At 53.0% G+C, this 23,705-nt stretch carries 20 protein-coding genes and 3 pseudogenes; 4 read left to right on the top strand and 19 right to left on the bottom strand.

Annotation, left to right across the window (positions count from 1 at the left end):
* Positions 1 to 56 precede the first annotated feature (56 nt).
* Positions 57 to 2,660, bottom strand: a complete 2,604-nt coding sequence (locus D1159_RS15445; protein WP_279280112.1) for a hypothetical protein — start codon at positions 2,658 to 2,660, stop codon at positions 57 to 59.
* A gap of 677 nt (positions 2,661 to 3,337) precedes the next feature.
* A complete protein-coding gene (locus D1159_RS15440; protein ID WP_161846539.1) occupies positions 3,338 to 3,694 on the bottom strand; it encodes a TnpV protein in 357 nt (118 codons plus the stop codon).
* Between D1159_RS15440 and D1159_RS15435 the strand changes: the two genes are divergently transcribed.
* Together D1159_RS15435 and D1159_RS15430 are read left to right on the top strand one after the other, a co-directional pair.
* The gene (locus D1159_RS15435) at positions 3,693 to 3,965 is read left to right on the top strand and encodes a hypothetical protein (protein ID WP_161846538.1); all 273 of its coding nucleotides are present in this window, start codon (positions 3,693 to 3,695) and stop codon (positions 3,963 to 3,965) included. The two genes, D1159_RS15440 and D1159_RS15435, sit on opposite strands and share 2 nt — an antisense overlap.
* Before the next feature lie 36 nt (positions 3,966 to 4,001).
* Complete coding sequence (locus D1159_RS15430) at positions 4,002 to 4,382, top strand: hypothetical protein (RefSeq protein WP_161846537.1); 381 nt, start codon at positions 4,002 to 4,004, stop codon at positions 4,380 to 4,382.
* Positions 4,383 to 4,533: 151 nt separating this feature from the next.
* On the opposite strand, the gene D1159_RS15425 is transcribed toward D1159_RS15430, so the two are convergent.
* From D1159_RS15425 to mobQ (D1159_RS15400), 6 genes and pseudogenes are all read right to left on the bottom strand, one after another.
* Positions 4,534 to 4,746, bottom strand: a complete 213-nt coding sequence (locus D1159_RS15425) for a transposon-transfer assisting family protein (protein ID WP_161846536.1) — start codon at positions 4,744 to 4,746, stop codon at positions 4,534 to 4,536.
* Positions 4,743 to 7,280, bottom strand: a complete 2,538-nt coding sequence (locus tag D1159_RS15420) for an LPD28 domain-containing protein (protein ID WP_161846535.1) — start codon at positions 7,278 to 7,280, stop codon at positions 4,743 to 4,745. The genes D1159_RS15425 and D1159_RS15420 overlap by 4 nt, the downstream gene beginning before the upstream one ends.
* 20 nt (positions 7,281 to 7,300) lie before the next feature.
* A pseudogene (locus D1159_RS15415) lies at positions 7,301 to 7,963 on the bottom strand (DNA topoisomerase); the annotation flags it as partial.
* 22 nt (positions 7,964 to 7,985) lie between these two features.
* Positions 7,986 to 8,186 carry a transposon-encoded TnpW family protein gene (locus tag D1159_RS15410; RefSeq protein WP_120389323.1) on the bottom strand — a complete coding sequence of 67 codons (201 nt, stop codon included), beginning with the start codon at positions 8,184 to 8,186 and terminating at the stop codon, positions 7,986 to 7,988.
* A 219-nt stretch (positions 8,187 to 8,405) separates the two neighbouring features.
* Positions 8,406 to 10,283 carry an AAA family ATPase gene (locus D1159_RS15405; RefSeq protein ID WP_161846533.1) on the bottom strand — a complete coding sequence of 626 codons (1,878 nt, stop codon included), beginning with the start codon at positions 10,281 to 10,283 and terminating at the stop codon, positions 8,406 to 8,408.
* A 16-nt stretch (positions 10,284 to 10,299) separates the two neighbouring features.
* The gene (gene mobQ / locus D1159_RS15400; protein ID WP_161846541.1) at positions 10,300 to 11,805 is read right to left on the bottom strand and encodes a MobQ family relaxase; all 1,506 of its coding nucleotides are present in this window, start codon (positions 11,803 to 11,805) and stop codon (positions 10,300 to 10,302) included.
* Between the two features lie 543 nt (positions 11,806 to 12,348).
* On the opposite strand from mobQ (D1159_RS15400), the gene D1159_RS15395 reads away from it, so the two are divergent.
* Positions 12,349 to 13,644 carry an IS110 family transposase gene (locus tag D1159_RS15395; RefSeq protein WP_161846532.1) on the top strand — a complete coding sequence of 432 codons (1,296 nt, stop codon included), beginning with the start codon at positions 12,349 to 12,351 and terminating at the stop codon, positions 13,642 to 13,644.
* 132 nt (positions 13,645 to 13,776) lie between these two features.
* Here the strand turns inward: D1159_RS15395 and D1159_RS15390 are convergent, their stop codons facing one another.
* From D1159_RS15390 to D1159_RS15365, 6 genes and pseudogenes are all read right to left on the bottom strand, one after another.
* On the bottom strand, positions 13,777 to 14,070 hold the full coding sequence (locus D1159_RS15390; RefSeq protein WP_161846531.1) for a DUF3847 domain-containing protein: 294 nt from the start codon (positions 14,068 to 14,070) through the stop codon (positions 13,777 to 13,779).
* Positions 14,071 to 14,186: 116 nt separating this feature from the next.
* On the bottom strand, positions 14,187 to 14,936 hold the full coding sequence (locus D1159_RS15385; protein ID WP_161846530.1) for a hypothetical protein: 750 nt from the start codon (positions 14,934 to 14,936) through the stop codon (positions 14,187 to 14,189).
* Positions 14,933 to 15,493, bottom strand: coding sequence for a sigma-70 family RNA polymerase sigma factor (locus D1159_RS15380; protein ID WP_161846529.1), 561 nt, complete (start codon positions 15,491 to 15,493; stop codon positions 14,933 to 14,935). The genes D1159_RS15385 and D1159_RS15380 overlap by 4 nt, the downstream gene beginning before the upstream one ends.
* Positions 15,494 to 15,642: 149 nt before the next feature.
* Positions 15,643 to 15,969, bottom strand: coding sequence for a TnpV protein (locus D1159_RS15375; protein ID WP_161846528.1), 327 nt, complete (start codon positions 15,967 to 15,969; stop codon positions 15,643 to 15,645).
* Positions 15,966 to 17,834, bottom strand: coding sequence for a recombinase family protein (locus tag D1159_RS15370; RefSeq protein WP_161846527.1), 1,869 nt, complete (start codon positions 17,832 to 17,834; stop codon positions 15,966 to 15,968). The genes D1159_RS15375 and D1159_RS15370 overlap by 4 nt, the downstream gene beginning before the upstream one ends.
* A 63-nt stretch (positions 17,835 to 17,897) precedes the next feature.
* A pseudogene (locus D1159_RS15365) lies at positions 17,898 to 18,131 on the bottom strand (type IV secretory system conjugative DNA transfer family protein); the annotation flags it as partial.
* Positions 18,132 to 18,687: 556 nt separating this feature from the next.
* Between D1159_RS15365 and D1159_RS15360 the strand changes: the two are divergent.
* The gene (locus D1159_RS15360) at positions 18,688 to 19,242 is read left to right on the top strand and encodes an AAA family ATPase (RefSeq protein WP_160210651.1); all 555 of its coding nucleotides are present in this window, start codon (positions 18,688 to 18,690) and stop codon (positions 19,240 to 19,242) included.
* A gap of 65 nt (positions 19,243 to 19,307) precedes the next feature.
* On the opposite strand, the gene mobQ (D1159_RS15355) is transcribed toward D1159_RS15360, so the two are convergent.
* From mobQ (D1159_RS15355) to D1159_RS15335, 5 genes and pseudogenes are all read right to left on the bottom strand, one after another.
* Entirely contained in the window at positions 19,308 to 20,714 is a 1,407-nt protein-coding gene (gene mobQ / locus D1159_RS15355) for a MobQ family relaxase (RefSeq protein ID WP_161846526.1), read from the bottom strand.
* Positions 20,715 to 20,945: 231 nt separating this feature from the next.
* A complete protein-coding gene (locus D1159_RS15350; RefSeq protein WP_347563707.1) occupies positions 20,946 to 21,254 on the bottom strand; it encodes a DUF3847 domain-containing protein in 309 nt (102 codons plus the stop codon).
* A 93-nt stretch (positions 21,255 to 21,347) separates the two neighbouring features.
* Complete coding sequence (locus D1159_RS15345) at positions 21,348 to 21,515, bottom strand: transposon-encoded TnpW family protein (protein WP_120400136.1); 168 nt, start codon at positions 21,513 to 21,515, stop codon at positions 21,348 to 21,350.
* 79 nt (positions 21,516 to 21,594) lie between these two features.
* Positions 21,595 to 23,439 (bottom strand): recombinase family protein, encoded by a 1,845-nt coding sequence (locus tag D1159_RS15340; protein ID WP_161846525.1) that lies wholly within the window; start codon positions 23,437 to 23,439, stop codon positions 21,595 to 21,597.
* 54 nt (positions 23,440 to 23,493) lie between these two features.
* Positions 23,494 to 23,705: pseudogene (locus D1159_RS15335) on the bottom strand (type IV secretory system conjugative DNA transfer family protein); the annotation flags it as partial.

Genomic DNA, 23,705 nt, shown 5'->3' with positions numbered 1-23,705 from the left:
GAGTTCAGATTCTTTTGGAATCTGCCTTGTTTTATTGCGTATTTCTACGCAGATTGTCAAGGAACAAAGCGTGCGTAGTGGGCGTTGAGGGTGGACGATCTGGCGGCGGCGTATTCCTCCGGGGAAAGGGTTGCATACAACTCTTTGAACTCGTTTGACCAATTCTCCCGCCCCTCCTCAAAGGCTTCTGCCAGACCGCCCCAGCCCACATAGCGGGACAAGACCTCCTGCTCCTCCGGCGTGGCCTGTCTGCCGTCAAACTCCAGCTCTTTCAGCAGATTGATGGCGTCCATATTCATGCGGAACTTGGCTTTCTTGCCGCCCACGCCCAGGCTGTCATCAGTAATGCGGAAGTTTTCAGGTTTTACCTGCTGCGGTTCGTCGATGTGCAGGGTCTCAATGACTACATCGTAGGGTAGATGGTTTGGCTCGGCGGGATAGACCGCCACAGTCTCGGTGTGCGTAGTAACAGGCGGCTTGACCGGCGCTTCCTGGGCTGCGGCAGGAGGTGTACCAATACTTCCGGCGCGTTCCTCCGGCTCTGCCACAAATGGAGCTTCCTTTTCTATAGAATTATTCAAGAACTCCGCGCGGAGGACGGCGGCAACATCACGCCATTGGAAGAACAGCGCGGCCTTTTTGTTCTCGTCGCTGTCCAAAATGTTGATCTCAATGCCGGCAGCAGAAGTAAAATAATCCGCTGTTTCACCGGTTTCAAGCTCCATCGTTTCCGCGCGGTCAGCAAGCATTTCAGACAAAAGCTGGGCAATCTGCGCGTTGCCGTCGCCCGCTCCGAGCCATGACGCAATCACATCTCGTTCCTCCGCAGAAAGCAGGCCGTCCTCGGCGGTCAGCACTTCCCACAGATCGCCGTCTGCGGCGTCATGGCCGGTGGACAGATAATCGGTGATCTGGCTGTTGCGCTCGTCGCGCCGGAGCAGGCGTTCAAAGGTCTCTTTGCTCTCTGAGCGGAAAATGGGATATGCCAGCGTGGGGTCGCTGAGTTGGACGCCAAAATCCCGCACCTCCGCTATGACAAAGCGCGTATCGTCCAGATAGACGGTATCTCCCACCTGATAGGCCGGTGCCAGCGGGTCGCGGTGTTCCTCCGCAGGGGTCGCGGGTTCCTCATTCGGCCCCATGGCAGCAGGGGGAGCGATTGGCTCCTCCGCAGCCGCCTCCTGCGCGGCGATGCGCTCCACATCGGCCATGACCTGTTCCACAAAGGCGCTGGGCCTGCCGCTCTCCAAATCCTCGCGGATGGCGGCGGGGTCGATGTCCTCAAAGTTGTCCAGCTCCTCCTCGGTATAGAAAGCGTCCTTTTGAATGAGCTGGGCGATCCGGCGCTGTACCTTTGCCCAGGGCAGCTCCATAGATTCCGGACTGCCCGGACGGATAGTGAATGTCCCATTGCCGCCATACTCGCGGGAGAGCCATGCGGCGGTATCCCTGTCCCGCGCGTGGTCTTTCATATAGCGGACAACAGCGCGTTTGCTGTCCATGTTCCCATTCCATGCGCGGAGGGCATCGTCAATATCCTCCTGGGAGAGAGGGCGCAAAAGCTCATGGAGCTGCGGATAGGTCTCGTCTATGATCTCCTGATGCAGACGGCTGCGAAACTCCGGCACGTCGGAATACAGCCGGATCAGCTCCAAATCGCCGGAATTGAGAATGGCGCGCTTGATGGCGGCGTTGCCCTCTGTTACGGCATTTTCATGGTCCGAGTGGCCGCAGGCGTTGCGGTAGGGCATATCCTCCATGACGGCGGCAGTCACTACCGGCTTGTATTTGTCATAAAGCTCCCGCACAGTGGGGGCGGGTTCTTCGGCGGCAGGGTCATGGAATACTCTTGTCCCGTCCGCGCCAAACTCCGCTTCGTAGGCGTCAATGGCCCGTTCTGCCTCATGGTCGATGGAGCGCAGGGTGAAAGCGCCACGCTCTGTGCCGCCCTCTGGAATTGCGGAGAGGGTCACATCGTATTGCTCTCGGAGCTTTTCTACATAGCGTTCCAGATCATGCGCCGGTACGCCGCACATCTCCACGCGGCCTACATTGGGGATGTTTCGGGTGGTCAGGTGCAGGCCCAGCAGCTCGGCGGCTTGCTTGGCGTCCTCACCGTACATTTCAAAGAAGTCGCCCACCTGAAACAGCACCATATCGTCGGGGTGGCTTTCTTTGGCCGCGTTGTAGGTATCATAGAGAGAATTGCGCTGGGTGTTCTGCTGTAACTGCGCCTTTTCCGACTGTGTGAGGTACTTGTCCTCGCGGATAAGGGCGCTGATCCGCTTGGCAACATTGTTCCAAGATATTTGTACGTCTACGCAATCCGGCTTTTTCAGCACGATGCCCTTGGAGCTGTAATCCCTCCAGCTATGAAAATTGCCGGAAACAGCGCCATTGCCGCCGCCTGTACCATATTCCTCCTTCAAAAAGGCGGCGCATTCTTTCAGTGTGTGATTGCCGCTGAAAAAGGTGTAAATCCTGCCCTTGCCGCCCTCCACATTACTGCCGCCGCTGAGTGTCTGTGCGATCTCGTCCTCGGTGATAAAGCTCTCCGGCGGGGGAAGCGCCGTAAGCTCGGAGACATACTCCCTGCGGGGCAGGGGCAGCTCGCGGAGCTGTTCCAGAACAATGGACGGTTTGTAATGCTGAAAGCGCATCAGGGTCCTGTCCCGCGCGTGGGCCTCCGCAAAGGTCTCCAGCTCGGAGATCAGGGCGTTTACATTGTCCGGGTCAGCCAGCATAGCGGTCAGTTGCTCTGTTTCCTCTGGAAAACCCACGCCGCGCAGGGTTTTCAGCGTGGGCATGAAGTCCTGTTCTTTGGCCTTATCGCTCATATCGTGGCTCATATACCAAAGGGCCTGCGCAAGTTGTCCCCGCTCATACCCCGGCGTTTCTATCAGCTCTACATTGGTGGCAAAGATGCCGGTATCCAGCATTTCCTCAATGCGGGCGGCGGCATCCTCCCAAGAGATGACCTGTGCGTATTGGACATATCGCGCACTCAGCCCCATGGACAGATGGATGCCGTCCTGGGCATACCATGCGGAAATATCGCCGTCCCTGCCTTTGACACCATAGCCGCCATGGTATTCCTTTTGCAGAAAGGCGGCGATCTCCTCCGGGGATTTCTGTTTCATGAACTCAGCGGCCACACGCATACGGCTGTTTTCTGTGTTGCTGCCAAAGCGCAAAACTTGGTCGATGTCCTCTTGGGGAATAGAAAAAGCGAAGGGCGCTTTTTCCGCGCTCTCCGCTTCTGCGATGCTCCGTATCTGCTGTGCCTCAGAGGGAAACAGGCTGATTTGTTCGCCCTCCACCGGCTCACCGAAAAGATTTAGCTGTAAATCAGCTCGCTGAGAATGATCTCCTCCGCCTGCGCCTTGCAGGTGTTCATCAGTCCCACCCACTTCATCGGATCGCTGGCTTTCAGGCTCTCCGTCGCGCCGGCCTCCTGTGCCAGCGCCGGGAGCATCTGCTCCAGCCGGTTCCGCGCCGCCTGTTCGATCTCCAACAGGTGCGCTTGCAGCTTCTCCGACAGCAGCAGGCGGCTGTAAAGCCCCGGCCTGTTCTCCTGAAGGTACTTCTTCCGCATCCTGCCGTACTTGCCCAGGCTCCCCTCCGGCGTTTCGCTCAGTTTCAGGTCGGGGATCAGGTAATCCCCGTTCTGCGTGTAAGTCAGGCTGTTTTTCATGCCGCTCTGTCCTTTCCGCGCTTTTCTCGCGCTCATATTGCTTGATGGTGATCTCAATCTGCCGCAGCACCTCCTGATTGATGGTGCTGACCGCCGTTCCCAGCTCCGCCACCGCCGCAGGGGTGTTCCAGTCGAATACGCTGAGAAAATCCTCATGCTCAAAATATTCCTCCGGCTCCAGGCCGCAGCGGGACAGCAGGGAATAGGTGATGCTGACGGTGGCGGCGTTCCGAAAGGCCACGCCTACATTGAAATCATCATAGCCCTCTAAAAAGGAATCGTCAACGATGCCGAGGATGTCGCGCTGGTGGTCGTTCCAGTATTCATCGGCAAGCTGGGCGGCAACCTTTTCAAGCTGTTCCTCAATGCCATTCTCGCCGGTCACTTCATAGCGGCGCTCCAGCATGGCGGAGACCGCCTGCGCGTGTTCCTGCCGGTACTCCCACAGGTTGACGCGGCGGGAGCGGTCTGTTTTCCCTGTGTCGGACACATCAAAAACATACTTGATTTTGGGGTTGTCCCCGGTCATATCAATGAGGGCGATGCCCTTGCTGCCGCGCCGCACATACCGCCCCATGCGTTTGTTCCAAAGGTCATACTCGGCGCAGGCGGTGGCTTCGGGGCGCTGGGCGTAGATCATGAGCTGTTCGCTGTAAGGGTATTTATAGAGCCGCGCCGCCGTCGTTAAAAACGCCGTCCACTCCTGATAGCTGCCGGTGATCTGCGCGGCGGTATCGTCCGCCAGCTTCGCATACGCCTGAACATTATTTGCCATTGGATTCCTCCTCTCCTAAAAATAGCAAAAGGGGCGGCTGCTGCCGCCCCCTTGCAGGGTGTCTTTATTCGTCAAAGTCGGGGTAGAGGTCCAGCGCCGCAAACTCGGCGTCGTTCATTTTTTCCAGCTTCTCCACCACGCTGTCGGTCATATCCCGCAGCTCAGTCTCCTCCGCAGTCAGGTACTCCCGCATGGCGGTGAGCGCGTTCAAAGTGCCCTCGCGTGTGCCGGTGTTGTAGATGCACATCAGGTTCATCTCGTCATTGGTAAAGCTCATCGTGTATACTCCTTTTCCGCGCTCCGTTCGGGCGCTGTTTTCTTGTCCTCTCTGGCGGGAAGGGGCTTGCGGATTTTGGCGAGGATAGAGGGTTTCTTTCCGAGCGCGGGCTTCTGCTGCTTTTCCTCCTTCTCCCGCTGGATAGCTCCCGCCAAATCCATCAGGGAGATGGACTGGCCGCTTTTGGCCTGTTCCTCCAGCTCGGCTACGGTGGGCTGCTTTGGGCCGTTGTTGATGATGCCGTCCACCATATTATAATCGTCCTCCACCGCCATTTCAGCAGATTTCAGATAATTTTCCGGCTGGAGAAAGCCATGCAGTTCGGTAAAGGCAAACCGGTCAACATAGTGACAGGATACCACACCATCCTTCCTGATGGCAACGATGTCGCTGACAGACATACTCGGACGCAGATAGTCGGCGGGATGCGCCGTATTGAACGTATCCCACAGCGTATCCAGCGTGGCCCCGTCCGGGAGGGGCGCTGTATAGACCAGCTCGTAAAACTTTTTATCCACACCCTGGGCGGGAAGCGGCTCATAGCGGAGATCCCGCGTTTTTTCACCGTCTTTGAGCTGGTAGATGGCAAAGCTGTCCCCGGCATGGTCGAGGAAAGCCTTTTCACGCTCCTGCTGGTGGTTCATACGGTCAGCTACGGCATCCTTAAACTCGGCGGTCTGCTCCCATTCCTCGCGGAGAACGGCAAACAGGGAGCCGTCCTGATAGCTTTCTACCTCCTCGCGGTCAAAAGCCATGACCGCGCCCTCACTGGTGACGGCATACACAGTCAGGTCGCGGTCAATCATTTCTGCGGCCAGTTCCTTGGAGATGGGCAGAAAGCTCTCATCATAGAGACCATGCTCCGCCAGATCAGCAGAGTCATAGTTTTTGTCCGGCATGGGGTATTCGTCCAGCTTGGTGTCAGTGTCCCACAGCCGCTCATCCTCCTTGCTGAAATGGTCGGCCAGCTCCGCGTGGTAGTCGCGGGGCGCAGGCTCCGTAAATTCCTCCGGCAGCTCGCCGGCCACCACCGCCATATCGTCCATCAGGGCCTCGTGTAGCTCACAGACCGCTTTTGCTGCCTCCGCGATGGAGAGGCCGGGGTTGTCGAGCTGCCCGCCGTCCTGCGCCCGCTTGCTGGCGGCGTCGTAAAAGGTGTAGTCATAGCCGGTGTCGCAGCGTTGGATATAGAGGTACTGCGCCTCGTTTACCCTGTAAAACTGCTCGTTCGGCTGGGCCTCCCGCGTTTCGCCGCCGCCTACGGAATCGCTGGGGAGGACGGACGCGCCCACCTGCTCATTGGACAGGTCGATCCCGCGCTCCTTGCAAATCTCCGTAAAATTGCGGTCAATGTCGGTAATCAGGCCGTCGGCGGTCCTGTTGATGGTCTCCAGACTGGCCCGCAGCTCTTTCAGCTCCATGCCGTCAGACCAGGAGGCGATGTACCCAAAGCTGTTTTCGCCGGTTTCGATGCCGTAATAGCAGCACACAGCAAAGGAAACGCTCTCGGCCTCCACTTCCTCGGTGTTGCGGTCCTTCTTCACCTTTTCGGGGTGCATCTGCTCATAAAAGCCTTTCAGAGTGGACTCACCGCCGACAAAGTTCATGTTTTCCATATCCTTTCCCAAGGAGAGATAATCGCTATTCCCGAAGTCCAGCGGTTCGGCAAGAATAACAGAGCCGACGTGGTTAACCTGAACCCTGTTCTCCACCGCAACAGGCTGACCAGGGTCATCACCGCTGCCGCGAAGGTCGTAGGCAAACAGGCCCTCCGGCAGCTCATCTTGGTTAATGCGCCCATTGGAAAACAGGGCGGGCTTGTCAAACAGCTCGATCTCATCATATTCCTCTTTATCGTCCAGCTTCAGGCCGTCCTTGATGTTGTGCAGCTTGGCGTGGGTGATCTCATGGACGGCGGCGCAGATGGTCTGCACCTCGCTCATCCCCTCGCGGATGGTGATGCTCTGATTGTCCAGATTGAAAAAGCCGTCCATATCGCTGGAGATAGCTTTCAGCTCCATGGGAACGGGGGAGGACCGGCGCAGGGCTTCCATAAAAATCTCATAGTGCTTTACATCACCCCGGAGGTCAGAGGAAAGCGTGGGCAGCGGTTCGCCCTCGGTCTGGCTCACATCAAACACAACAACAGGCTTGAACATGGGGATTTTGACTTCCTTTTCCTCCATGATGATGTTGCCGTCCTTGTCCCGCTGGGGCAGCTTGGTGTCGGGGTCCAGCTTTTCCTGCTCGATTTTCTTCTTAAAGGGCGTGGGGGCGATGATCCTGATGCCCTTTTCGCCGCGCTTCACATGGCGGTTAAACTTCTGCTCCCACTTGCTGTAGCCGGTCACAAGGGTGGCGTCCGGCTTCTGCATATGGATGAGCATGGTGTTGTTAAAGCTGTACTTGTGGAAACGGCTCATAGTGCGGAGGTAATTCATATACCGCTCCGACTGGAACAGCTCTTGGATATTGGCCTCGATGCTGTCCGTAATTTCCTTGAGCCGCTGCTTGTTGGTCTGCTTTTCAGCCATAGGCAAGCTCCTTTCCCGGATTATTGAAACTCAATGCCGAATGAAGTACGAGCGCCATCGTTGCGGAGGGTCAGGAAAGCGTCATAGGTCTTGCCGGTTTTCTCCGAATAGATGCCGGAGATAAACGTGCGGCGGTCTTTCAGCAGCGCCGACGCCATGCGCTTTGTCAGGGTGATTTTCTTCGCGGACAGGTACTTGTTGTCTTTCCACAGCCCAAAACGGCAGGCGTTGCTCTCGCAGAAAAAGCCGGTCTTGCTCTCGGTGACATCGCCGCCGCAGCGGGGGCACTTGCCCACCACAGGACGCCCAGAGGGGAACAGGGCCTCCGCGCCCTGAACCAGCGTGTAGGTCGTGACCAGCTCCCGCACCATGCCAGAGATGTCCGCCATAAAAGCGTCCGCCGCCAGCTCGCCCCTCTCGATCTCTTTCAGGCGGCTTTCCCACTCCGCCGTCAAAAGCGGGGACTGGAGCTGTTCCGGCAGGACGGTGATAAGAGCAGCGCCGGGGCCGGAGGGCACAAGGCTGACCGCCTTTTTCGCCTTTTTCCGCTCCACAAAGCCGGTGGACACCAGCTTTTCCAGCACAGCCGCGCGGGTGGCGGGCGTTCCCAACCCCTTGCGCTCGGCATCGTCGGGGGCCTCCTTTGCCCCCGCGGTCTCCATAGCGGAGAGCAGCGTGTCCTCTGGTACGCTTTGTCAAGGGTGTTTAAGAAATTTTCTCGCAGTCATTCAAAATAAGCCGCTTGATTTTGTCGCTCATGGTTTCTTTGCTCGTTTCGCTGAAATGGATTTTGACGCGGTAGGTGGTTTTCCCTATTTTCTTTATCATAACAGGCTGCGGGGCTTCCTTTACGGTCAGAGGGGAAGCGGCTGCGGTGGTGCTGGTCTTGCGGGTTTCATTGTTCATAGGCTCTCCTTTCTGCTCATGGCAAATGCCCCTGTTACGCAATAGGACGCTGTTTTCGGGGGTAAAGGTATAAAGTACCGCATAGGCGGTTTTCTCCCTCTGGAAGCCCTATAAAATGGGGCTTCCAGAGCGTCTAATGCGTAACATGGGGCGGCTGTTTTTTGGTTGAAGTGGCGAAGTGGCAAGGTATCTGGGTTTTGCCACTTGGATTTTGCCATTTCACTTTTTAAGGGCGTGATACCATGCCGCGCCGATACGCTTTGAGGTAATGCGCCCGTCAAGGTTTTTCTTTGCCGCCCGGACGGTACGGGCAGAAATCCCGGCTTCTGCGGCGGCTTTCTCTATATCCTCGCTGGCAAGCTCTTTCCCGTCTGCCAGTAAGTCTAAAATCAGTTTTTTCGCTTGCTCGGTCTTTGTGGCGGTGTTGCCGCCCGCGCCGGATAGCAGTTCATCAGCGGTTATATCATATTCGCCTACCCACTCAAAGCCTGTGTCGGGGTCAAGGCAAAAGGCTATGGGCTTCCCCTCCGGCGCAAGAGAAGATTTGTCATGGATAATCACGCGCATATTCGGCTCACGCTTCACGCGCCCAATAAGCAGGACGCTCCGCGCCGCTGCCCGGAAGTCGATAGAGCCTAAGCCCCGGTATGCGCTCTGTCCTCCGGCGGCTTTGTTTAAGTGCCCGATAAGGATAACGGCGCAGCCTGTACGCTCTGCAACATCAGCAAGACGGCGAAAGATAGGGCGCACTTCATTAGCCTTGTTCATGTCGGCTTTCTCGCCCATATACGCCTGTATGGGGTCAAGGATAATCAGCCGCGCCCTGTTCTGGACGATAGCTTTCTCTATGCGCTCGTCGGAAAGGGTAAGCTCCCGTTTGGCTTCGTCAATGACAAGCACCCGGTCAAGGTCTGCTTCGGCTTCTATCAAGCGGGGCTTGACGGTATCGCCCAGCCCGTCCTCGGCGGTCTGGTAAATCACTTGGAATGGCGGCAGGGGCTTCATGCCGGGCAGCGTTCCCCCGGTGGTACAGGCAGCGGCAAGGCGCAGGGCAAAGGTGGTCTTGCCCTCGCCAGGGTTGCCTTGTACTATGGTTACTTTCCCAAAAGGGATATACGGCTCCCATAGCCATTCAACGGTCTGTGTGTCAACCTCGCTCATGCGGATAATTTCAACGGTTTCTTCTTGTGGCGGCTCTTTCAAGCCATAGACAGCTTCCCGGAGATATTTCCCGTCTGTGATTTCTCCCCGGCGTGTCTGTACTTCGTTCCAGTCTTTGAAAAAAGGGATAAGGCGGTGGACGGTCAAGCCCTCCGGCATGAGCTTCACAAGGCGGCTGCAAGCGTCATTTCCCGCTTGGTCGCTGTCAAGGCAGAGGTAAACAGTCTTGATGTTGGGGCGGTCAGAGAGAAAGCGCAACAGGGCTTTTTCCCCCACGCCGCCCAATGCCAGATAGCTTTGCTTCTGCCAGTCCTTTTTGAACAGACAGAGGAAAGATAACAGGTCAACAGGGGCTTCAAAGACGAACAACCTTTCGCCCTCGCCCCGGTAGCAGAAGTTAAAGGCTTTGTCGCTGCCTTTCACATCAAGCCGGAAGCTCCCGGCTGTGCCGCGCTGGTGGGCGTATCTCGGTACGCCGCTTTCATCTCTGCCGACAAATACAGTATTGTGGTGGGCGGCTTCCTCGTAAATATCTTCGGTGGAAAAGAAAAAGCCCGTCACATCTTCATCAATGCGGCGGGCTGCTATGAGGTAGTTCCTCGCTATTCGGTTGTCATTGTTTCGGGGCGGCAATCGGAAGTCGGAGAGGGGCGCAGGGCTTGGTCTGTCCGGCGGCGGGGCTGCCCCTTTTTCTCCTGTCAGCAGTTCCACGGCTTCGGTAAAGCTCTTTCCGAAAAACTCCATGACAAAATCAATGGGTGCGCCGCCCTTGCTCTGGCTGTGGCGATACCATTTATTTCCCCGGACGGTCAAGCTGTCGTGCCGCTTCCAGCGGTATTCGTTCCCGGCGCGGGTAAGCTGCTCGCCCTGTGATTGCAGAAAAGAAACAAGGTCGGCGGTATTCGCCCGGTCTATCTGTTCTTGGGTGTAATACATAAAATCTCAACTCCTTTCAGCGGTCTATATCGTGCCGCTTGGTGTGGCTCTGCTCCGGCTGGTCGGCTCGCTGTGCAATGTCAACGCACTTTCGGATATTCTGAAGCTCGGCAACCTCTGTGCGGGCTTCTTTCAGCTTTGTGTACTCCGTTTCCCTCTGTGCTTTGAGGGCGGCATACTCCTTTTTCCATTCAGCGACAGGCAAAGACTTCACGCCTGACTGCAAGTTAGCGTGGAGATAGCGGCTCGCTGCGCCCCATAGGGCAAGCTCGGCGTGGTGGGCTTCCTCGTATTTGTCGCGCTTGCTCGTCCAGCCGTTTTTCAGTGTTTTCAGTTCGTCGTGTATGGGCTTGTATTTCAAATAATTCTCGCCGTACTCAATCAGCTTTTCCAGTTTTTTCATACGCTTCTCGGCGGTTTTCATGCCCTCTCGGATAGTGTCGGATTTTTCGCGGACAGAGGACAGGGAAGCGTCCAGTTCCGCAAGAGTGGCGATACCATGCTCGGACAGATAATTAACTACCTGTGATACGGTTTTCAATTCGTCTGCGGCGTGGCGTTGCTGCCAGCTCTGCGAATACTTCCGGCTCTTTTCCCTCTGGACGCTCAAATACTTCATCAGAAGATTTGCAAGGTCGGGGGATTGCGGCGGCTGTGGTTTTGTGGGGGCGTTTGCCCTTTCCGTAAGCAGTCCGGCAATCCATTCTTTGAGGTTGCCAATCTGCGCCCGGATTTCTTTTATCAGTTTGTTTGCTTTTCGGATATTCCGGTTAAGCTCGCCCTTTTCGGTAGCTATGCCTTTCTTCTCCATTTGGCAAGCCGCCACGCCCACATGGACGGTAGGGATTTGGTCTATCCCTTGCCGTTCATAGCTGCGGTGGTCGATACGCTCCGGGCTGTCGTTTCTCTCCAAATAGGCATTGGCAAGGTCAGCCCATGCCGCCCGCCAAACTTCCGCATTTTCTTGGTTGTTCCAGTCCACAAGGTTAACCTTGCGGGTCTTGTATCTGCCGCTTGGCAGCTTCACACGCTCGCCCTTTTCATCAAGCACATATTCCTTTTTGGATTTCGCCGCCCATGCGCCGCGCTCGTCAAGGGGGCGCATTGTCAAGAGGATATGGGCGTGAGGGTTGCCGCCGCCTGTGTCATGTATGGCGAAGTCGGCGCACATTCCTTTGGAAACAAATTGAGAGGAACAGTATTCCCGGACAAGCCGTAACTGTTCCTCTCTGGATAATTCAACGGGCAGGGCGATTTCAACCTCCCGCGCAAGTTGGGCGTTCCCCGCTTTCTCGTAAAGCTCCACACTGTTCCACAAGGTAGAACGGTCAGAGAAAGAGGGCGGGGCATGGGGCGGCACCATGATTTCAGAATGAATAACACCGCCTTTGTGGGTGTAGTCATGGGTCATACCGTCCCACTCATTTATCAGTTTTTCGCCGCTTCGGTAGGCGGCTGCGGCAACGGCAGACTTGCCTTTGCCCCGGCTGACTATCTTAATACTGCAATGGTAAATTGCTATGGTATCACCTCCCAGATAGGATATTCAGACTTGCTGAAAGTGAATAGCTTGCGAAGCAAGGTGTTCGCTTTCGGCAAGTACACAAAAGGGTAGACGCGCAAGCGTCGCAGGGGAAGTGTAGCTTCCCCTGTCTGCGGCAAAGCCGCCAATATCGGAGCGCGGGGAAAGTTCCCTGTGCGGAGATAAAGCCCTCGGCAGAGCGCACACGCCCGCAAGGGTGTATAAGTGCGCCCTTTAGTATAATTACACGAAGGGAAACAGGCCGGACCGAAGAATAGATTAACAATCCGGCCCACGCCAGCAGGCCCTAATGGACACAGCTTGTTCATGGTATTACACTGTAACTCAAACAGGAATTATGGACGGGTGCGCCTTTGGGACAGCGTATTTGGGATGCTGCATACCTGTTGGTCAGTCAGTCCATCCTTTCAGCCGCAATTCATGATTTAGCTGGTTGGGCGCCTGCTGGCAAATCCCTGTATCACGCGCTAGGCCGTGACGCGCTGGGAAAGGAAGGAAGTCCCTGTTTTGAGGAGGAACATAATGGAACAGAAAAGACACCCTTATCTTTCTGTTGGAATTGATATTGGAGCAGATTTCAGCCTGATGGCAATCGCACTTCCAACACAAGAAATCATTGGAAAGCCCTATAAAATCCTGCATAGCAACAACCGGTCTGTGCAGGGTGCGGTAGAGCGTATCCTATCCATGGAACAAGCCTATGAGCTGCCTGCCCGTGTTTACATGGAATCCACAGGCATTTACCATCTCCCCCTATATCATCGGCTCAAGAACGCCGGGTTGGACGTGTATGTCCTCAATCCTCTGGTGACCCACGCCAACCAAAATATCAACATCCGCAATATTCACAACGACAAGCTGGATGCGCGGCGGATTGCGCTTCTGGGGCTGCGTCCGGACTTAAAAACATCCATTGTTCCAGCGGATGATGTCGCCGCAGTCAAGGCGCTTCTTCGGGAGTATCACGCCATGAAGAAAGAAACGTCTATGTACATCTGCCGGTTGAAAAATCAACTCCGACAGATCTTCCCCCAGTATTTACCGCTCTTTTCCAAAGTAAATGGGAAAGCCTCCCTGGAGGTGCTGTCTCACTATCCCTCGCCCAGCGCTGTTCTGTCTGCTGGGGCTGATGCGCTGGCCAAACTGATCCAGGAAGCGTCTGGAAAAGGGAGAACCATGGCGGAAAAGAAAGCGGAGGCTATTCTGTCCGCCGCCAGAGAATCCCTCTCTTTTGGGCACGGAAACAGTGGAATTACGTTCCTGATTGGCCACTATGTGGAGATGATCCGCATTCTGGATGAGAAGACCGCAGCGATTCTCAAGCAAATCAAGCGCAGTGTGCAGGAACAGCCGGATTCTCTGCTTGCCAGACAAACCAGGCTGTTGAAATCCATTCCGGGGGCCGGTTTCCTGACCGCTGTTACCATTGTCTGTGAAATTGGTGATTTCCGCGCATTCCGCCGTCCGAAGCAGCTCTACTCCTATTTTGGGCTTGACCCGGTGGTGAGGCAGTCCGGAAACTCCGCAGGCGCTAATCTGCGTATCTCAAAACGTGGTTCGCCTTACGCCCGCCGCTGTTTTTATATCCTGGCTTTGCAGTCTGTGAGCCTGCGCAAGAATGGCGAGCCAAAGAATCACGTCCTCCGTACTTACTATCTGGAAAAGTGCAAATCCAAAGCCAAAATGACCGCCCTTGGTGCAATCATGCACAAGCTCTGCAACATCGTGTTCGCTGTACTGCGGGATGAACGCCCCTTCGTATTGATTTCACCTCAGGAGCACCGGCAAAACTATCTGTCTTTGCCAAAAGCTGCTTGATGCATCTGACTCAAATTTTCGTGGCTCTCTGGAGCCTCTGTTTTGTCATACCCTTTTTACCGCGCATCTGTTCCCTGTTTTTTCTCACTTCCCTTCTTGACTTTTATTAGCTGGACTGTTCCAAAGGGATTTTCAGCTTGTGGCGTTCCCGGCTCGTTTTTGTAAAAACTCCCGCGCTGGCTGGCTCGTCAAGGCAAGCCGGAGAAGTGCGGCGGCTTCCTCGTCGGTCATGTCTTTTGCTTCCGGCACAATGCTTTCAAAGACCGCGCCCCGGACGATAAGGCGGTGGCTGCGCGTCCGGCGTTCCTCTCTGGATAGCTTCTGACGCAACATCTTTTCCCGGTTCTCATATTGCCGGATTTTCTTTTTACCGTCCTCAATCTCGGCGGTCAGCTCGTCGCGGGTTTTCTCTCTCGGTTTCGTCATGGGTGGTCGCTCCTTTCTGCTCGGTGGCATAGACAAAGGGCAGTCGAATTAACTTCGGCTGCCCTCCTAAAATGGCACTTGGCTTTTAATGTGTGGCTCGATAAATCGTCGTTGTTTTACCTTTGTCCAGCTTGTGTTTCGCTTTTGATTTGTTCCATTTCCGCTGCCACATATTCAGCGGTTATCTTTTGATATTCCCCATTAACTTTTGGGAAAGATATTGACTTGAGCAACTTAATAGAGTAAGTCTGTGCAGGTTCATTTTCAAGGTCGTTTGTGGATATTTCAACAACAGCATATCCAACAATTTTTTCTTCTTCGTGAATTACGATATTGATATATGCCGTAGTTCCCATATACCGTTCAAAATCGTTCTCGCCTGTTTGAGATAGGTTAGTCCAATATACAGTAGTATCATTTCCAGTGTTGAACGACGAGCCTAAATATGTTATTTTGTTACCCTCCCAAAGAAGCAATGTCCCGCCATCAACTGATACTTCAAAACTTAAATCGTCGTATTCCGTAGCGGATAGTTTCAATGGAAGTCCCGGTCGGCTGCTCATAGCAAGGCTCCACTTATAATCTGTTGGCAACTCTATACCTTCCTGCATGGTTATTTCTTCATCTGATGAAGCGGCATACGCGGTGACTGTCAAAAAGCCCGACGCAATAACCACATCGGGAGCAGAAGTCTTGAAAAGTACCCCGGCTACCAAAGTAACGCATAAACAAGCTGCGATAGCACCGCGCTTAATCCATTTGGACGATAATCCTTTTGCTTTCTTTGTTGCTCTATAACGAATAGCTTCCTCAACATACTTGTCGTCGATTTCGCCCATTGCTTCTGAAAACTTTTTTGTGTTCATACGAATACCTCTCTTTCTGCTAAATAGTTTTTCATTTTCTGACGGATACGGGTCAGCCGGACGGAGATATTTTTCTCCGAAAGCCCTACAAACTCGGCTATGTCCTTGCAACTATCGGAAAACCAATAGCGGCGCATGAAGATAACGCGGTTTTCAACGGTCAGCGTGTCCAGAAAACTTTCAATGATACGGGCTAACTCTCTGGCTTCAATCTCGGCTTCCACTGTGTTCGGGTCTGCTATACAGGCTTCGATTTCCTCCATAGCAATCGTGTAAGTGCTGCTGCGTTTGGCTGCTTCCTTTCTGTAATAGACTTTCAGTGAAATGTTCCGAACGATTTTACAGATATAGGTCAAAAGCGGGTTTGGCTTCGCTGGGGGGATTGCGTTCCACGCCCCTAAGTAAGCGTCATTGACGCACTCCTCCGCGTCCTGCCTGCTGTTTACAATGTTATACGATAACTTGTGGCAAACTTTACCATATTTTATATCCAGCTCCCGTATGCCCTGTTCTAAACGCCCAAAAAACATTTCAATGATTTTTTCATCTTCTATCATCACACCGCCTCCTTTCCGGCTTCACCTATATACTACGGTTTCAGCGGCGAATACTACATCAAATCTCAAATTTTTTCAAAATTATTATACCATACGTCGCGTGAGATTGTTTGCGGTATTTTTCGGGTGTTTTCTCCGGCTCTTGACTGTCAATCATAGATTAACTCGTGTTTTACGATTTCCTCTGCCTGTGCCTTGCAAGCGTTCATCAGCCCTACCCATGCAAGCTGGTCTTTCGCTTTTAATTCTTCGGTGGCTCCCGCGCTCTTGGCAAGCTCCGGCATGATAAGGTCAATCCGGCTCCGGGCGGCTACGTCAATCTCCGCGCAATGCTCATACAGCTTTTCACTGGCAACAAGGGCGGTGTAGAGGTCGGGGCGGTAGCCCTCAAGGTAGGCTTTCCGTAAGCGTCCATAATGACCGATATAGGGCTGTCTTGCGGGTGGGGTGGTGCCGTTGTCAATCAATCTTCTCATGCTGTGCGTTCTCCTTTCTTGTCTGCGGCAGTGGGCGGTTCATGGGGTTCTTGTGCTTGCTCCCGTTCCCTCTGCTCTTTCCATTGTCTGCGCTTCTTCTCCATATAGCGGCGGTTATATTCCGCCTTTTTTGCTCTGCGCCGTTCCTGTTCAGCTAATGCGGCTTTTTCTTCCTCTGTCAGTATGATTTCCTCATGGGGGATTTCTACCTTGCCGACAAAGTTAAAGAAAATCTCAACCTCCTGTGTCCGGCTGGCTCCTTTGCCCTCGGCTTGATGAACAAGGATTTTTTCGACAAACTCATTTATCATGGCGGGGGTAAGTTCGGAAAAATCCGTATATTTTTTGACAAGGGCAAGGAACTTTTCGGCGTTGACGGTTTCCTGGCTTATGCGGTCAAGCTCCTGCTGGTCTTGCGCTATGCTCTCGGTCAATTCCTCTAATTCCGCTTCAAAGTCATGCAGCATTTGCTCAAAGAGCTTGTCAGAAAGTTTACCGTTTACATTGTCCTCATAGAGCTTGCGGATTAGGCGGCTCAATTCGTCAGTCCGCTTTTCACTGCGCTGTTTCCGCTGTCGGGTTGCCTTTGCCGCTTTCGTCTGCCGTTCGCTGGAAGCGGAGCAGACCTGTTCCATAAATGCGGTTTCATTGTTCAGCGCATAGTCGCATACTTCCTTGATAGCTTCAAGCAAAAGCTGGTTTACAACGGCTGTGCGGATAAGGTGCGTTGTGCAGTATTTGTCATAGTGCTGGTTGCCTAAATCATACCGGGAACAGTTGTACTCGTCACGCTCTGGACGCTTTCTGCCGTTTGGTCGCCCCGCCCAGTCCCGCGCAATTCCAGCCCCGCCCCTATGGTTATACATCTTAGCCCCACAATCGGCGCAAAACATCAGACCTGTTAAGGGATTTGCCGCGCCTATGGTGTCCGTCCGGCGTACCGTTTTCCGCAAGCTCTGGACGCGCTCCCATGTTTCCTTGTCAATAATAGCTTCTTGCGTATCTTCAAAAATGACCAAATCCTCTGTCGGTGTCATTTTGGAACGTTTGTCTTTATAGCTCTCCTTATAGGTGCGGAAGTTTACCGTATGCCCCATATACTCCGGCTTGGATAAAATGTCGGCAACTGTGCCGCCGCGCCATGTGTACCGTTCAGCGGGGTTATAGTTGGATTGATGTTTCCCCATGCCGCGCTGTGCAAGGTAATAGGATGGTCTTTCAATCTTTTCAGAAGCAAGGATACGGGCGATTTCATACGGGCCTTTGCTCTCCAACGCCATGCGGTAAATCCGGCGCACAACCTCGGCGGCTTCCTCGTCAATAATCCAGTGGTCTTTGTCGTTGGGGTCTTTCTTGTAGCCGTAAATACAATGGCTGCTTGTATGCTTGCCGGACATTCCCCTTGCGCGGAGAACGCTTGTTATTTTCCGGCTGCTGTCGCGCACATACCATTCGTTCATAATGTTCAAAAACGGGGCAAACTCGCTACTTTCGCGCCTGTCGCTGTCAACTCCGTTTGCTATGGCGATAAAGCGTACACCGCGCTCTTTGAACATGACTTCTGTGTAAAATCCCACTTGCAGATAATCCCTGCCGACACGACTTAAATCCTTTACCAGCACATGGGAGATTTCTCCGCTTTCAATTCCCGCAATCATGCGTTTCCAATTCGGACGGTCGAAGTTTGCACCAGACCAACCGTCGTCCGTAAAGTGGACGCAATTTGTAAAGCCCTGCTCCCTTGCATAATCTTCAAGCAGCTTCTTTTGGTTTTCAATGCTTACGGATTCGCCTGCCCGCTCATCGTCATGGGAAAGCCTTTCGTATAGGGCGGTGAGTTTGTCTTTCTCTGTCTGCTTCTTCATGGTGTGTAACCTCCTTTCTTTGAGGGTGCGCGCTTCCCTATAACCTTATTATACTTATCTGTTCGGGTCTGTGACAACATAGCTGCTGTGCATTTGCATAAGCGACGGTTTGACGAAAAACCTTGTCTTGCCGCTGCCGGAACCGCCAATCACCAGCACATTCTTGTTCCGGGCGGTCTTGGGGTCTTTGGGCCTGCCGTTCATCGTCAGCCGTTCGGTCTGCGTGAGCAGGATGTTGTTTTCAAATACGGGGTCGATATACGGGGCTATGTCTTTTGGCCCGCCCCATGAAGCGTTTTGTCAAGTGCTTTTTTGAGTTATTGACGGAAAACTTTTCGGCATGGTGGGAAACGGGGCAGAAAAAGGGGCATAAAACGCGCCTGTGGACGGTTAGAAGCCGTTTTCGGGGATAGGCAGTATAAAACCTTACCCTATGGATTTTCGCGTCTACAACGCCTTAAAAATCAAGCCTTTTCAAACCCTATTGCGTAACATTCCATTCTGTTCTTTGGGAGAGGTCGGGGGCGCGGGGGCAGAGCCACCGCAAAACCTAACGATTGCCGCCGCAGTAGTGCAGATGGTTTTGCCGTTAGAATGAAGCAGACGAAAGCGGGGCAGGATTTGAAAAATCCTGTTCCCCGTTTTCGGCGGCGAAATGGCAACGGCAAAAATCCAGACGGTCAAGGGTTTAAGAGTGGAGATTTTTTCGCGCACTTTGCGAAAAAATACTACTTGTCCCTTGACGGTCTGGATAGGCGGAACGGGGGATTTTGCAGATTGTTTTTCCTGCTTGGGTATGCTATAATCTTTTCCAATACAAAGCGACAAATCTGAATTGAAAGGATAAAAATAAATGGACAATGGAAGAATCATTGTAATTACTGGCACACCAGGAACAGGCAAAACTACAACATCAGCTATTGTTGCCAAAGAATCCACTATGGAAAAGTCTGTGCATATGCACACGGATGATTTTTACCATTATCTTAGTAAAGGAGCAGTCCCTCCACATTTGCCTGAATCTAATGAGCAAAATCTAATTGTGATTGAGGCTTTTTTAGAAGCCGCAAAGCGTTATGTCCGTGGAGGATATGATGTGATTGTAGATGGTATTATCGGTCCGTGGTTCTTAGAACCGTGGTTGCATATTGTACGAGAGGGGTATGAAGTACATTATATTGTATTAAGGGCTGATAAAGAAGAAACCACGAAGCGGGCGATTGAACGCTCAAAATTAGATAGAAAAACTAATATTGAATTAGTAGAAACCATGTGGGAGCAATTCGATAATTTGGGAGCATATGAAAAATATATTATAGACACAACACAACTTTCAGTTGAAGATACAGTTTCTGCTATTAAAGAGAAAGTTGCAAATAAAGCGACCTTACTTCTTGAATTGTTTTAAAAGTGGTAATACAATTTCAAGTTTATCGTGCGGCGAGGTAGATGTTGACTATCCCGCCGCCTTTTTTATCGCTCCATATCCTGTGTCCTGCGGGGCTGTTGTTCCCGCTGTTCCTGCCGCAAGATACTGTAAACGCTCTTTCTGATTTTCTCGGCTTCTTTCACTTCCTCTTTCAGTGCAAGATACCGCTGATTGAGCGTTTTTCTCTCGGCGGTCAGCTTGGTGTATTCTTCTTTCCATGTCCTTGTCGGGATTGTGGTCTTGCCGTTCATCACGCCTTTGAGATAATCTTTCGCCGTTGTTAATAGGATTTGCTCGGCTTCGGTCAGCGGCTTCTTTCCCTTGTATTTGAAATAAATGTCGGCTTGCTCTAAGTGCTTTTTCAGAGTGCCTAACCGCCGTTCAACGGGTTTCAGTTTCCCTTGAATATCCAGTTGTTCCCCTATCATAGACTTGAATTTTTCATCAAGCCCCGTCATATCCATGATGTTATTGGCTTGCAGGAAATTCAGCATATTTGCCGCGTCTTTGAGGTTATACAGCGATTGTGAATATCCCGATTTTCCCGTCTGTGCCTTGCGTGACAAAATGCCTTGAATGTAGTCGGCAAGGGTGGGCGGCTCGGTGTTCTCGGCTTCTTCCTTTAACCAGTTTTGCAGTTTGGAGATACGCGCCTTTAACTGCCGTAACTTCTGGTTAGTCACTTCGATTTCGCGGTTAAGGTCGCCGCGCTCGGTGCGTATTCCCCGCTTCTCCATAGCGGAAGCGGCAACGCCTAAATGGACGGTGGGTATCTGGTCTATCCCTTGCCGTTCATAACTGCGGTGGTCTACGCGCTCCGCGTGTCCGTTCTGCTCCAACGCCTGATTGCAGAGCCTCGCCCATGCCGCCCTCCATTCCTCCGCTTTGGTCTGCTCGTTCCAGTCGGTAGCGGGAATGGATTTACATTTGTACTGCCGCTTTTTCGGGTCATAGATTTTGTTCCCGTCCCTGTCAAGAATGTACTCCTTTTTCTGCTTCGCTCCCCACTCGCCGCCCTCGTCAAAAGGGCGCATTGTCAGCATGATGTGGGCGTGGGGGTTGCCGCCGCCTGTGTCGTGTAGGCATACATCGGCGCACATTCCCGCCGCCAAAAAATGCCGTTTCACATACTCGCGGACAAGGGAAATGCCTTGCTCCCTCGTCAGTTCGCGGGGCAAGGCAATTTCAATCTCCCGCGCAAGTTGGGCGTTCTTCGCTTTCTCAACTTTCTCCACTTCGTTCCATAAAACCGCCCTGTCCGCATACTCGGCGGGGGCGTGGTCGGGGAGTAAAATCTCGGTGTGGACTACGCCGCCCTTATGGGTGTAGTCGTGGGTCATTCCGTCAAACTCATTTGTGATTTTTTCTCCCGCCCGATAAGCGGCGGCGGCAACAGCGGACTTGCCCTTGCCGCGGGATATGACTTTGATACTGCAATGATAGATTGCCACGCGCCGCGCTCCTTTCTGCGGGTAACTCCCGCCGTTTTCTTTTGTGCCGACAGGCACAAAACGCCGTCTGCAAGACCGCACATACCACATCTCATGTGGTATATAAATGCGCCCTTGCTTTTAAGCAAGGGTAGGGGCATAAGCTGTTACCCTTGCGCCGCGCCCCCGTCCGCGTCCCCGCCTGCGCCGCCCTCGCGGGCTGTATGGGTGGTTTTGGCGGTGAGTGGCGTGTTACTGTGCCGCCGTTTCTGCGCCCTGTGCGGGGGCTGTGGGGGCGTTCTGGGCGGTCAATTCGTCCAGTATGCGGCGGGCGTGGTCGGTCATTACAGTTTTTTCAAGGAAGGTCTTGAATTGTTCCTCTGTCAGCGGTATTGTGTCGGGGACAAGGCTTTCAAAAAGCCCCATGCGGCGGCATAGGCGTTTTGTCCTGTCCTTGCGTTCCTGCGCCTTTTGCTCCTGCACAAGCTGTCTGCGCCTGTTTTCAAGCTGTCGGATTTCTTCTTCAATGCTCGTGATTTTTTCGGCTTTGGTCTTTGCCACGGGTCAATCGCTCCTTTCATGTTTGGTATGGATTGGATGGGATAGGATGGGATGGGAATGGAATGGATTTTTACAGATAACCGTTTTCCCGTTTTATTCCTGCTTGTCGGCAAGTATCATTTTCAAAATCTTGTCGCGGAATGTTTCTGTGCCGCTGTGGTTGAAAAACAACTCCGCAACAATGGTCTGCCCGTTCCTCTGCGTTGTGATGATACCGTCCGGCTTTCGGGGCGGGGTGGGGGTTTTGTTCTTTTCTGTCAATAGGTCGCTCCTTTCTTTGGGCGTGAAAAAGGGATTTCCCGTAATTGGAAAATCCCTCTTAGCTGTTGGCTGTTTGGTTTTACTGTGCGGTTGCGGCGGCTTGCGCCTTTTTTCTCGCTCTGTATTCCCGCGCTTTGATACGGTCATACTCCCGTTGCTTTTCAATATTTTTAGCGCGGTAGGCTCTGGAATATTCCCGGTGGTAGGCGCGGCTCTTTTCCTTTTTCGCTTCTTCGATTTCCTCCCGCATTTGTCTGATTTCCTGCTCTGTCGGCTCTGCAAGCTGTGTCAGTTCGTTCTCAAATTTTCCGATATGGTTGAAGTATATCCCGATATGCTGAATGGCGTATCTCGCCCGTTTCTGGTCGCGCTCATGCACTTCGATTTTGCTGATAAACTCGTTGAGAATAGCGGGGGTGAGTTCGGCAAAGTCGGCATACCGTTCTGTCAGCTTCACAAACCTCTGCGCCCGTCCTCCCGCGTTCTCAAAAGCGGACAACTGGTCTTTGATTTCCGCAAGCTCCGCTTTCAGTGTATAGTATTCTTCTGAATACTTCTGCGACATCTGCTCATAACGGTCTTGCGGGATAGCGCCCAGTGCGTTGTCCTCGTACAGCTTATCCAGAACCTTTTCGATTTGTTCAAGCCGCGTTGTGATTTGCGGTACGCGCTTCTGCTGTTTCTTCGTCCTGTCGGTCTGCTGTACGTCAAGGCTCTTTTTCACTAAAGCTTCAAAATCCGCCCTGTTGCTGATGGAGTATTCCGCGATTTTTTTCAGCACGTCCGCAACGGTCTGCATGAGTAAATCCGCGTCCATGATGTGCGGGGAATGGCACTTCGGGTTTCTGGCTTTCCCCTTGTGGTATTCACTGCAAAAGGCAACGTGCCGTTTGCCGCCGTTCCTGTAATCTATCCGTATGTGCATTTTTGCGCCGCAGTCCTTACAGAAAAGCAAGCCCGACAAAGGGTGGATTTCCCCGTCCCCGTTTGGTCGCTTGACGGGGGCATTTTCCAGAATCCGCTGTACGTTTTCAAAATCGGCGCGGTCAATAACCGGCTCATGCACGTTTTCTGTAATCTGCCACTGGCTTCTGTCTACATAGTGGTTTCGTTTGTCGCGGAAATGCTTTGTGGTCTTGAAGTTTACAACGTCGCCGCAATACTCCTGCCTTGTGAGGATATGGGTCAGCGTGGCTTTGTTCCACTTGTAACGGTTTTCCTCGTTCAGCGTCTTATTTTTACAAGTTCCCCGTCCATGGTCTTTCATGTAGAATGTGGGGGTCGGGATTTGCTCATTTTTCAGATATACGGCAATCTGGTTTCGGTTTTTCCCGTCCAGAAACAGGCGGAAAATAAGGCGGACAACTTCGGCGGCTTCTTCGTCAATCAACCAAAAATCCTTGTTGTCGGGGGCTTTTACATAACCATAGGGGGCTTCGGTTGCGATTGGCTTGCCACTCATGCCTTTGGTCTTAATGCCCGTTTTCACTTTCTTGCTGATGTCCTTTGCGTACCATTCTGACATGATGTTGATGAACGGCGCAAACTCCAACGTGTCGGGCTTTTCGCTGTCTATTCCGTTGTTTACCGCGATAAAGCGCACGTTGTTTCTGCGGAAAATCTCCATAGCGTTTCCCACTTGGAGATAGTCGCGCCCCCAACGGGTCATATCTTTCATAATGCACACGCCGACTTTGCCGTTTTCCACGTCCTCTATCATGCGGGAGTAGGCAGAACGGTCAAAAAATCTGCCGCTTTCGTCATCGTCAATGTAGTGCCGGATATTGGTTAATTTTAACTGTCTGGCATAGCTTTCCAGAAATTTCTTCTGGTTCTGTATGCTGTTGCTCTCGCCGCCGTCCCTGTCCTCGTCCCCCACGGATAGGCGGGAGTAAAGGGCTGTGATTTTGCTGTAATCATTCATGTGCATATCCTCCTGCGTCAATATAGGTGTTGCTTACAGTTAAGATTATGCACTCCATCGGGCGCTGCCGTATTCCATGCCGTGGCGGTATTTCTTGGCGTTCTTGCCTTTCAGGTACACCACCAGCCGCACCAGCACAGCGCCCACCACGCCGATACACAGGTCAAAGGGGTGGAAACTGGGCAGGCTGTTGGCGAACGCCGCCGCCAGGCTGTCCATGAAGTGGAGCATCTTTTGGGAGGCGTCCGCCCCCGCCGCCAGCCGCC

It is taken from the genome of Pseudoflavonifractor sp. 524-17, from assembly GCF_009935845.1.
Classification (GTDB): Bacteria; Bacillota; Clostridia; order Oscillospirales; family Oscillospiraceae; genus Pseudoflavonifractor_A.
The sequence above is the reverse complement of the archived record's forward strand: the minus strand, read 5'-3'. Positions and strand labels throughout refer to the sequence as shown.

What these genes read in the sequence shown, in the direction of transcription:
- D1159_RS15445 (WP_279280112.1), bottom strand. Translation starts at nt 2,660, where the DNA reads ATGCGCTTTCAGCATTACAAACCGTCCATTGTTCTGGAACAGCTCCGC.
- D1159_RS15435 (WP_161846538.1), top strand. Translation starts at nt 3,693, where the DNA reads ATGCCGCTCTGTCCTTTCCGCGCTTTTCTCGCGCTCATATTGCTTGAT.
- D1159_RS15440 (WP_161846539.1), bottom strand. Translation starts at nt 3,694, where the DNA reads ATGAAAAACAGCCTGACTTACACGCAGAACGGGGATTACCTGATCCCC.
- D1159_RS15425 (WP_161846536.1), bottom strand. Translation starts at nt 4,746, where the DNA reads ATGAGCTTTACCAATGACGAGATGAACCTGATGTGCATCTACAACACC.
- D1159_RS15420 (WP_161846535.1), bottom strand. Translation starts at nt 7,280, where the DNA reads ATGGCTGAAAAGCAGACCAACAAGCAGCGGCTCAAGGAAATTACGGAC.
- D1159_RS15410 (WP_120389323.1), bottom strand. Translation starts at nt 8,186, where the DNA reads ATGAACAATGAAACCCGCAAGACCAGCACCACCGCAGCCGCTTCCCCT.
- D1159_RS15405 (WP_161846533.1), bottom strand. Translation starts at nt 10,283, where the DNA reads ATGTATTACACCCAAGAACAGATAGACCGGGCGAATACCGCCGACCTT.
- D1159_RS15395 (WP_161846532.1), top strand. Translation starts at nt 12,349, where the DNA reads ATGGAACAGAAAAGACACCCTTATCTTTCTGTTGGAATTGATATTGGA.
- D1159_RS15390 (WP_161846531.1), bottom strand. Translation starts at nt 14,070, where the DNA reads ATGACGAAACCGAGAGAGAAAACCCGCGACGAGCTGACCGCCGAGATT.
- D1159_RS15385 (WP_161846530.1), bottom strand. Translation starts at nt 14,936, where the DNA reads ATGAACACAAAAAAGTTTTCAGAAGCAATGGGCGAAATCGACGACAAG.
- D1159_RS15380 (WP_161846529.1), bottom strand. Translation starts at nt 15,493, where the DNA reads ATGATAGAAGATGAAAAAATCATTGAAATGTTTTTTGGGCGTTTAGAA.
- D1159_RS15375 (WP_161846528.1), bottom strand. Translation starts at nt 15,969, where the DNA reads ATGAGAAGATTGATTGACAACGGCACCACCCCACCCGCAAGACAGCCC.
- D1159_RS15370 (WP_161846527.1), bottom strand. Translation starts at nt 17,834, where the DNA reads ATGAAGAAGCAGACAGAGAAAGACAAACTCACCGCCCTATACGAAAGG.
- D1159_RS15360 (WP_160210651.1), top strand. Translation starts at nt 18,688, where the DNA reads ATGGACAATGGAAGAATCATTGTAATTACTGGCACACCAGGAACAGGC.
- D1159_RS15340 (WP_161846525.1), bottom strand. Translation starts at nt 23,439, where the DNA reads ATGAATGATTACAGCAAAATCACAGCCCTTTACTCCCGCCTATCCGTG.